General features: G+C 36.9%; 3 protein-coding genes. All 3 read left to right on the plus strand.

What is annotated here, in order from left to right; genetic code table 11:
* Positions 1 to 161: 161 nt before the first annotated feature.
* On the plus strand, positions 162 to 302 hold the full coding sequence (locus tag HMPREF0106_RS27140) for a hypothetical protein (RefSeq protein WP_157133810.1): 141 nt from the start codon (positions 162 to 164) through the stop codon (positions 300 to 302).
* 17 nt (positions 303 to 319) lie between these two features.
* Positions 320 to 1,390, plus strand: a complete 1,071-nt coding sequence (locus HMPREF0106_RS0124890) for a restriction endonuclease subunit S (RefSeq protein ID WP_157133811.1) — start codon at positions 320 to 322, stop codon at positions 1,388 to 1,390.
* Between the two features lie 6 nt (positions 1,391 to 1,396).
* On the plus strand, positions 1,397 to 1,641 hold a 245-nt coding region (locus HMPREF0106_RS09025), incomplete at its 3' end, for a DUF1016 N-terminal domain-containing protein (protein WP_009040387.1).

Consider the following 1,641-nt stretch of genomic DNA (forward strand, 5'->3'; position numbering starts at 1 on the left):
TGAAAGGGCATAATTGTATACAGTTCCGCCCTTTCAGGGCTTGTGGCTGGTGTGTTTTTTTCGTAGGGCGTTGCCCTACGCTATATAATTAAGCCCTTTCAGGGCACCCCCAATAAATATATAATTGTAAGGCTTTCAGCCTAACCGATAAATTCTCATTTATGAAACAGTGGAAAAAATATCAATTAAAGGATGTGACCACCCTTTTAGGGGATGGTTTACATGGTACCCCAAAATATGACAAAAATGGAACTGTTTTTTTATCAATGGGAATAATCTTGTTGATGGAAAAATCGAAATAAAAGATTCAACAAAGCGTGTGTCAGAAGATGAAGCTAATAAGTATAGGAAAAATCTAAACCATCGAACTATATTAGTTTCTATCAATGGTACAATCGGTAATGTCGCAAAATATCAAGGAGAAGCGTGCATCTTGGGTAAAAGCGCTTGTTACTTCAATGTTGCAGAAGATTTCGACTTGAATTTTATATATTACGTTGTTGCCTCCCAACAGTTCAAGAATAGCATAATGCATTTAGCTACAGGTACAACGATTAAAAATGTGTCATTGGAAACAATGAGGAATTATTCATTTGTAGCACCAAGCATAAATGAACAAAAGCGCATATCATCTCTTCTTTCATCTCTTGATAATAAAATAGACTTGAACCGTCGGATAAATGATAATTTAGAGCAGCAGGCACAGGCGTTGTTCAAGTCGTGGTTCGTGGATTTCGAGCCGTTCAAGGATGGGAAGTTCGTGGAATCGGAACTGGGGATGATTCCTGAAGGGTGTCGCGTTGGTAAAGCCGAGGATTTTTATAATATTAATATTGGTAAGACCCCACCACGAAAAGAGCAAATATGGTTTTCCAGTAATTCATCTGATTATACATGGGTATCTATTTCAGATTTAGGATCATGTGGAAGATTTGTTTTTACATCATCTGAATTCTTGACGCATGAAGCCATTAAAAGGCATAATATTATACTTGTTCCCAAAGATACAATTCTACTAAGCTTTAAACTTACAATCGGAAGAGTTGGAATTGCAGGAACTGAATTAACAACTAATGAAGCTATAGCAAGATTTATCACATCGGATGAAAATAGGGAATATACATATTTCTTATTAAAAGGGTATAATTACGAAAAGCTTGGAAGCACATCATCCATTGCAACTGCTGTCAATTCTAAAATAATTAAGGCGATGGTAGTTTTGATGCCTGATAAAGAAATACTTAAAGCATTCAGTTCATTGACTAAACCGTATTTCGACCAAATACTAAGAAATGAACAGGAAAGTATTAGGTTAACAATTCTACGCGACACACTTCTCCCGAAGCTGATGTCAGGAGAACTAAAAATTAACGCAACTGAAGTATTATAGATTACGATGAACAAGTCAATAAACATACTTGATAAAGAATATCTGCAATGGGTGAAAGACCTTTGCGGTCGCTACCGTCAAAGCCAAATAAAGGCAGCGGTGAAAGTAAATGTGGAACAGTTGAAATTCAACTGGCTTTTAGGTCGTGACATTGTTGAATTGCACGTAGAAGAACGCTGGGGCGAAAGTGTTATCACTCGATTGAGCAAAGATTTACGTGAAGCTATACCCAATGCGGCTGGTTTGTCAAA

Origin of the sequence: Bacteroides sp. D22, assembly GCF_000163675.1 — a bacterium.
Lineage (GTDB): Bacteria > Bacteroidota > Bacteroidia > Bacteroidales > Bacteroidaceae > Bacteroides > Bacteroides xylanisolvens.